The organism is Chlorobium sp. KB01, assembly GCF_001975465.1.
Taxonomy (GTDB): domain Bacteria; phylum Bacteroidota; class Chlorobiia; order Chlorobiales; family Chlorobiaceae; genus Chlorobium.
In genome coordinates, this window is record NZ_MPJE01000111.1 from 1 (window position 1) to 6,651 (window position 6,651).

Genomic DNA, 6,651 nt, shown 5'->3' on the forward strand with positions numbered 1-6,651 from the left:
AACAAATTAGCGGGACTTGCCCTCCCTTTTTTTATTGCCCTCGTGAATAATTCAGGATAGGTGCTTCGAAGATACCATCGACATATATTTTTTATCACCTGGTGGCGCACAGAAGTGAGACAGGTAAACCTCTTGATGCTTGACACGGCAGCAATCTTGACCCTCCAACAGTTTCACCTCAGAGCTGCACCGGCAAAAAACAGCGCTGTCAGGCTGTGGACTGGCTGTGGCGGAAAAAGCTCAAAGACTCGAGTGTCAGAATATCAGTAAACCCCATAGAGAGCGCAAGCTGGGCAAGCATTAACGGTGAGGGCCGGGTGTTGGTACAGAGCATCACGGGACGCCAGAGAGGCGCAAATTTGTTTTTGAAACGGTAAAGGCCTTCAAAGTCATAGGCGTGTTTCCAGTTTGAAGCAAGCGCTGCATCCACATCCATTCACTTCCGGTCATCGTTAAATCCTTACGGTTTCGGAACATGATCCATAGTTCAAACTGCAAATAACAAGCAGCAAGGAAGCAAAATTTCACAGGAGTTTATACCTGTTTTTTCTCTGAGGCCAAGGAAGAAGATCGGAGAGTAAAACGATGCATAACCCGGTCAAAATACATCCGACGGTGGTGGACTTGGCAAATAGATTTCTTATATTCCGGTAATTACAATTAATTACCTACCCATAACAAGATACCACTATGGCAGAAGAACTGAACACGCCTGCGGGCGCACCAAAACCGGCTGTACAGAAAAGCACCGAGTCCAATGTCGGCAACGGCGATATGGCCAATCTGATCGGCAATGTCGGCATTCTGATTGACTCAACCATTGAATCCGTACAGGGCATTATCACCACAGTAAGCTCAGCGACCGAACAACTGATCGACGGTGTTACCACTACCATCAAATCCGAACCTGTACAGAGCATTATCAATAATGTCAATTCGGTTTCGGGCAAGTTGATCGATAACGTCAACACGGTATCAGGACAGTTGATTGATGGTGTGACAGCCACACTGAACTCCGAACAGGTACAGAGCTCGTTTCAGGAACTCGGCAAACTGTTTAAAAACCTGCTCGATAATCTGAATGCAACAGTCTCGACTGTCAGCTCCGGCCAGGTACAGAACCTGTTTGACAATGTAAGTGCAGGTCTTGGACAGCTTGTCGGCAATGCCATGTCATCTGCAAAAATCGGCAGCAGTGAAGATCGCCACAAAAAAGAGGTCAAGGAGATTCATTTCACCCAGAAAGAGGTTGTTCCTGAAGTTAAAATCCCGGCACCAGCACCAGCTTCTGTAACTGCTCCGGCTCCGGTATCAGCACCGGCTTCTGCACCGGTATCAACACCCGCTTCTGCCTCAGTACCGGGTTCTGCATCAGCACCTGTATTGAAACCGAGAATCTGACTGCGAAAATTCAATACCGGGCAACAGAGCAGGAAAAACTGTACAGAAAGAGTTGGCAATCTCCGATGAATAATGGTTTGAGGGGGGTTCGGTTATCACAGCACATCGATAACCCTATCCCCTGAAGCAGGCAAACGAAAGGTGCATTGAAAGAGGGTCAATATAATCGCTATACCGGAAGCAAGACCGCAGCAACAAAAAAAAGCGTTGTGCTCATTGCTGACGATGACAATACATCGCGCCGGATTCTCAGCCATTTTGTCCAGAAAATGGGCTATGTCCCAATTGTGGCAGAGGACGGTGAGGAGTGCATTCGATGCCTTACCGAACAGGCTCCGAATGTCATTCTGCTTGACATTAACATGCCCAAGAAAGATGGCTTTGAAGTGATGCTGCACATGAAGGCGCACAATATTGTGACGACTGTCATTATGATCACGGCTTCACACGATATTCCCCATGCAGTCAAATGCATTAAACTCGGAGCTTTCGAGTACCTGACCAAACCCCTGAGCATCGACAGGCTTGAAATCGTCATGCGCAATGCGCTGGCGGAATCCTCCCTGCAAAGTCAGGTGCAACTGCTTCAGAAAGAGCTGAAAAGTCAGAACCTGTTCAGGAAAATTATCGGCTCCAGTCCCGCGATCAAAAACACCATGGAGCAGGTCATACAGGTCATGGAGACCGATCTGAACGTACTTATTATCGGAGAGAGCGGTTCCGGCAAGGAGTTGTTTGCCGAGGCGATTCATTACGGAAGCAAACGGAAAAAAGGTCCGTTTGTTTCGGTTAACTGTGCAGCTATATCCAACAATCTTGCCGACAGCCTGCTTTTCGGCCATGTCAAAGGCTCATTTACCGGAGCAAACACTGATCATACCGGTTTTTTTGAACAGGCCGACAATGGCACCATCTTTCTTGATGAGATCGGAGACATGGATTCAGACGTACAGGCAAAGGTGCTTCGGGCTCTCCAGGAGATAAAAAAAATCAGACGGGTCGGAGAAAAAAGCGAAAAGAGTGTCAATTTCAGGGTTATCTCGGCGACCAACAGGGATTTCTCACAGGCCATCAAAAACAATCTTTTCAGGGAGGATCTCTACTACCGCCTTGAGGAGTTCCCTCTTTACATTCCCCCCCTCAGGGAACGTCCCGAAGATATTCCGCTTCTCATCCTCCATTTTCTTGACGAGTTTTCAAGTGCCAACAATCTGGAATCGCTTCAGCTGGCTCCGGATGCACTCGACAGTATTGAGGGCTATCAGTGGCCGGGTAATATACGGGAGCTTAAAAATGCCGTACAGCGGGCAGCTGTAACCAGAAAAGGCAACTTGATCGAAACACTGCGCTCTGCTCTTATTCCGGGTTCAGCAGGGTCACCCTTGGCAGACAAAACACTTTCCGATAAATCAGTTGAACAATTAAAAGCAGCGAACAATATCTCCTGGTCGATCGAAGAGCATGAGAGGGATGCGATCATCAAGGCCTACAAGGCTTCCCTGGGCAACCTTACAAAAACAGCCCGCATGCTTGGCATCGGCAGGGCAACGCTCTACAGAAAGATTGACAAGTTTGGCCTTGAGTATCTGAAAACAGGCTGATCAAACCCCCAGCCGAGCCGTTGGCTGCCGCCATAATCTTCACTGCCTGCCGGTTCCCGTATGCCCAAACCCCCCGTCACCCCTTGCCGTTGAACAAAGCTCACTGACCTCTTCAAATGAGACGTTCTCGACTTTTGCCACAACCATCTGTGCTATCCGGTCACCATTACGGACAATAAAAGGCTCCCTCCCGTAGTTGATAAGAATAACCTTGACCTCTCCACGGTAATCGGCATCAATGGTAGCCGGACTGTTCGGCAGCGAGATCATCGATCGAAGGGCCAGACCGCTTCTTGGCCGGAGTTGTGCCTCATACCCCTCCGGGAGTTCAAGGGCAAAACCGGAAGGAATCAGTGCTGTTGTCAAGGGTTCGATGGTGAGCGGCTCTTCAATGCAGGCTGAAATATCCATTCCCGCAGCGTGAGCAGTTGCATAAACCGGAAGAACCGCTTGTTTGTTAAGGCGAACTATCTTTACTTTGAGCATTGTTCAGGAGCAACGGATTAATTTGACGTATAGCCTTTAATATAACCACAATTATGACATCGGCTCAAAAAGTCTACGCACTTGCATTCGGTGCCCACCCTGATGATGTGGAGCTTTCATGCGGAGCCACCCTGCTGAAAATCATCGCTGAAGGCTGTCAGGTTGCAGTCTGCGACCTGACAAGAGGTGAAATGGGAACAACCGGAACTCCTGAAACAAGGCGCGATGAAGCTGAGCGTGCTGCCGCCGTAATGGGTTACCGGTGCCGCACAACCCTCGACCTTGGAGACTCAAAACTTTTCTACACCGAAGAGAACCTTGCCTGTATCATCCGGGTCATCAGAACCTTCAGGCCGGAGGTGGTTTTTTGCAACCCTCCGGATGAACGCCATCCCGACCACACCAAAGCATCAAAACTGGTCACCGACGCCTGTTACTATGCCGGTCTGAAACAGCTTGAAACCAGCCTGAACGGATCTTTGCAGGAGCCTCACCGCCCTCACCATCTGCTCTACTACATCCAGTTCAAACACCTTGAACCGCAACTGATTGTCGATGTTTCGGAAACCTTTACCGCTTCACGCAAAGGCGTTCTTGCCTTTGCCTCGCAATTCCACCGTGAAGGAGAAAACGGTGAACCGGAAACCATGATCAAACGCCCGGAGTTTCTTACCGGACTGGAAGCACGAGCCAGCTACTTCGGTGAGCAGATCGGCGTCACCTACGGCGAAGGGTTCCGGCTCTCCTCTACCATGGCAATCAACTCCTTCAGCAACGCATTCCCCCCGAAAACCACTTTTTAAAAACAGCTTTCACCCTCCGGATCCTCCCGTACTGCCGGATAACCACCGGCAGGCAGCCGGGCATTGCCCTCTTTATGCACAGCGATTTCTGAATCCACCCGAAAGGAACAGCACTTCCCGCCTCTCTCTGTTTTTTGTTTACAATTCTGCAACACTCCCGTAACAATTCCTTAACACTACTAATGGTATGTTTGGAGAGCAAAAATGATGCGAAAAAGTTTTGTGTACTCACAACATCAACCAACCCGAACGAGCATGAAAAAAATAGCAATGATGGTCGGTCTTGCAGCGGCCCTCGGATTCAGTAACGCCGAGGCTGTTGACCTGACATGGAAAGGCGATCTGCGTTACCGTTATCAGTCCGATCTTCGCCACACCGATGGCGCTACCGGAGAACACAGTCGCGACCGCCACCGCAGCCGTGTCCGTCTTGGCGTCTATCCGTGGATCAATGAAGAGCTTTCCGGCGGCATTCAACTCTCGACCGGAAGTCTTACGGAAACAACATCCCGAAACGAGACCCTTGATGATCAGTTTCTTGCCGATCCGGTCTACCTGAACGAATACTTCATCGACTACCATCCGATGGCTTACGGCATTAATGGAGCAGCCAATATCATTCTCGGTAAACGGGCTGTTGCCAGTGATCTGGTCGTGGTCAACGATCTGGTATGGGACAGCGATCTTACCTTTGAAGGGTTAACGCTCCAGTATGGCAAGGAGAGTGACGGCAAGGAGAAGGATGGCCTGACGGCAGTTGTCGGCTACTTCCCGCTTAACGAGCGTTCATCCAGAACGGCGGTCAATGAAAAGGATGCCTTTATTCTGGCTGGCCAGGCTGCATATAAAGGTGAGATCAGCGAGGTGAGTTATCAAGTAGGAGCCGGTTACTACAACTATGCGAATTTCAATGTAGTCAACACAACCACCTACTCTCCGGCATACGACTATTCCGAAAAGGATTTCAATATAGCCGAGCTGTTCGGTACCGTCGGCGGCCAGATCACGGAAAAGCTGCCGTGGAAGATTACCGGTCAGTATGCCCGCAATATGGCAAAAAAAGCTGATGCCTCCGGGATCGATGATGCAAAGCGGGACAGTTACCTTGCCGAGATCAAGATCGGTGATGCCAAACAGGTCGGGCAGTGGTCAGTCAATGCCGACTATATCAGAATCGAGCGCGATGCCCTTACGATTCTGACCGATTCAGACCGGAATGCCGGAGCGGCAACCAATCTGCACGGCTATAAAATCGGCGGTGTCTTCCATCTCGTGCAGAACCTGACGGTTGGAGCCAACTACTTCAATTTCAAGACGATTGATGTAGCCAACATTACCAATCATCTGCTCATGGCCGATGTTGTCGTCAAGTTCTAAACCGTGTGTGTGTTGTGTTCTTTCTGTTGTGTGTTATGATTGTGTCCCCCTGCTCTCCAACAGGGGGGCTTTTATAGCCGGCAAACGAGAGCGCCAAAACAGATAACGTTTTCTACTCTTAATTTCAAATACCATCAAAACCATGAAACTCTTCAGAAAACTTCTTTTAACCGCAGCCGTATTTGGTTTGACAACGTCAGGCAGCGCATATGCCGCAGGCAAAATTGTTATTGATGGTTCGACCACGGTTGGACCGATCGCCAAGGCATTTGCCGGCTACTATACCAAAACCACCGGTATACAGGTTGTGGTGAGCGAATCCGGTTCAGGCAACGGGGCAAAAAGCCTGATCAACAAAACCTGTGACATCGCAACCATGTCAAGGGAGATGAAAGACAAGGAGATTGCCGCAGCAAAAGCCAAAGGTGTCAACCCGGTTGAACATGTTATTGCCCTTGACGGTCTGTCGATTGTCGTTCATCCGAGCAACCGCGTCAATGCGCTCTCAAAAGCACAGATCCGCGGAATCTACATGGGCAAATACACCAACTGGAACCAGGTTGGCGGACCTAATGCCGCAATCGTCATTATCCAGCGTGAATCAAACAGCGGTACGGCTGACTCGTTCAAGGAGCTGGTGATGGGCAAGGAGAACCCGATCTCCAAGAGAGCAGAAACCCAGTCGAGCAACGGTTCAATCAAGAGCCGTGTTGCTTCCACTCCGGCGGCAATCAGTTATATCGGAATGGGTTTTGTAGACAGTTCGGTAAAAGCAGTGCTGGTTGACGGTGTTGATGCCGATGTCCGCACGGTTAAAAACGGCACCTACCCGATTCACCGCCCGCTCTTCATGTACACCAACGGTCAGCCGACCGGCGCTGTCAAGCAGTTCATCGACCTGGCCAAAACCGAAGAGGGTAAACGCCTTATCAGCGAATCAGGGTTTGTTAACCTCCATTGAGCCGTTTCAAAACGTTCTGCTC

7 protein-coding genes are annotated in these 6,651 nt (G+C 49.8%); 5 read left to right on the forward strand and 2 right to left on the reverse strand.

All coding sequences use genetic code 11. The features are described from left to right. Positions 1-208: 208 nt before the first annotated feature. Positions 209-436 (reverse strand): hypothetical protein, encoded by a 228-nt coding sequence (locus BOO20_RS11665; protein ID WP_076792873.1) that lies wholly within the window; start codon positions 434-436, stop codon positions 209-211. Positions 437-690: 254 nt separating this feature from the next. On the opposite strand from BOO20_RS11665, the gene csmH reads away from it, so the two are divergent. Beyond that, positions 691-1,401 carry a chlorosome envelope protein H gene (csmH, locus tag BOO20_RS11670; RefSeq protein ID WP_233120980.1) on the forward strand — a complete coding sequence of 237 codons (711 nt, stop codon included), beginning with the start codon at positions 691-693 and terminating at the stop codon, positions 1,399-1,401. A gap of 146 nt (positions 1,402-1,547) precedes the next feature. After that, positions 1,548-3,002: a sigma-54 dependent transcriptional regulator gene (locus tag BOO20_RS11675; RefSeq protein ID WP_076792874.1), complete on the forward strand. Its 1,455-nt coding sequence runs from the start codon at positions 1,548-1,550 to the stop codon at positions 3,000-3,002. A 39-nt stretch (positions 3,003-3,041) separates the two neighbouring features. On the opposite strand, the gene dut is transcribed toward BOO20_RS11675, so the two are convergent. Next, entirely contained in the window at positions 3,042-3,488 is a 447-nt protein-coding gene (gene dut, locus BOO20_RS11680; RefSeq protein WP_076792876.1) for a dUTP diphosphatase, read from the reverse strand. A 53-nt stretch (positions 3,489-3,541) separates the two neighbouring features. Here dut and bshB1 point away from each other — a divergent pair, with 53 nt between their 5' ends. The 3 genes from bshB1 to BOO20_RS11695 all read left to right on the forward strand — a co-directional run bounded on the left by bshB1 (position 3,542) and on the right by BOO20_RS11695 (position 6,629). Continuing rightward, the gene (bshB1, locus tag BOO20_RS11685; RefSeq protein ID WP_076792878.1) at positions 3,542-4,291 is read left to right on the forward strand and encodes a bacillithiol biosynthesis deacetylase BshB1; all 750 of its coding nucleotides are present in this window, start codon (positions 3,542-3,544) and stop codon (positions 4,289-4,291) included. Between the two features lie 255 nt (positions 4,292-4,546). After that, entirely contained in the window at positions 4,547-5,668 is a 1,122-nt protein-coding gene (locus BOO20_RS11690; RefSeq protein ID WP_076791492.1) for a putative porin, read from the forward strand. 142 nt (positions 5,669-5,810) lie between these two features. Then, positions 5,811-6,629 (forward strand): PstS family phosphate ABC transporter substrate-binding protein, encoded by an 819-nt coding sequence (locus BOO20_RS11695; protein WP_076791493.1) that lies wholly within the window; start codon positions 5,811-5,813, stop codon positions 6,627-6,629. Positions 6,630-6,651: the final 22 nt, after the last annotated feature.

Bases quoted from the DNA above. Each gene is read 5' to 3' on its own strand.
- BOO20_RS11665 (WP_076792873.1), bottom strand. From the start codon at position 436: ATGGATGTGGATGCAGCGCTTGCTTCAAACTGGAAACACGCCTATGAC.
- csmH (WP_233120980.1), top strand. From the start codon at position 691: ATGGCAGAAGAACTGAACACGCCTGCGGGCGCACCAAAACCGGCTGTA.
- dut (WP_076792876.1), bottom strand. From the start codon at position 3,488: ATGCTCAAAGTAAAGATAGTTCGCCTTAACAAACAAGCGGTTCTTCCG.
- bshB1 (WP_076792878.1), top strand. From the start codon at position 3,542: ATGACATCGGCTCAAAAAGTCTACGCACTTGCATTCGGTGCCCACCCT.
- BOO20_RS11690 (WP_076791492.1), top strand. From the start codon at position 4,547: ATGAAAAAAATAGCAATGATGGTCGGTCTTGCAGCGGCCCTCGGATTC.
- BOO20_RS11695 (WP_076791493.1), top strand. From the start codon at position 5,811: ATGAAACTCTTCAGAAAACTTCTTTTAACCGCAGCCGTATTTGGTTTG.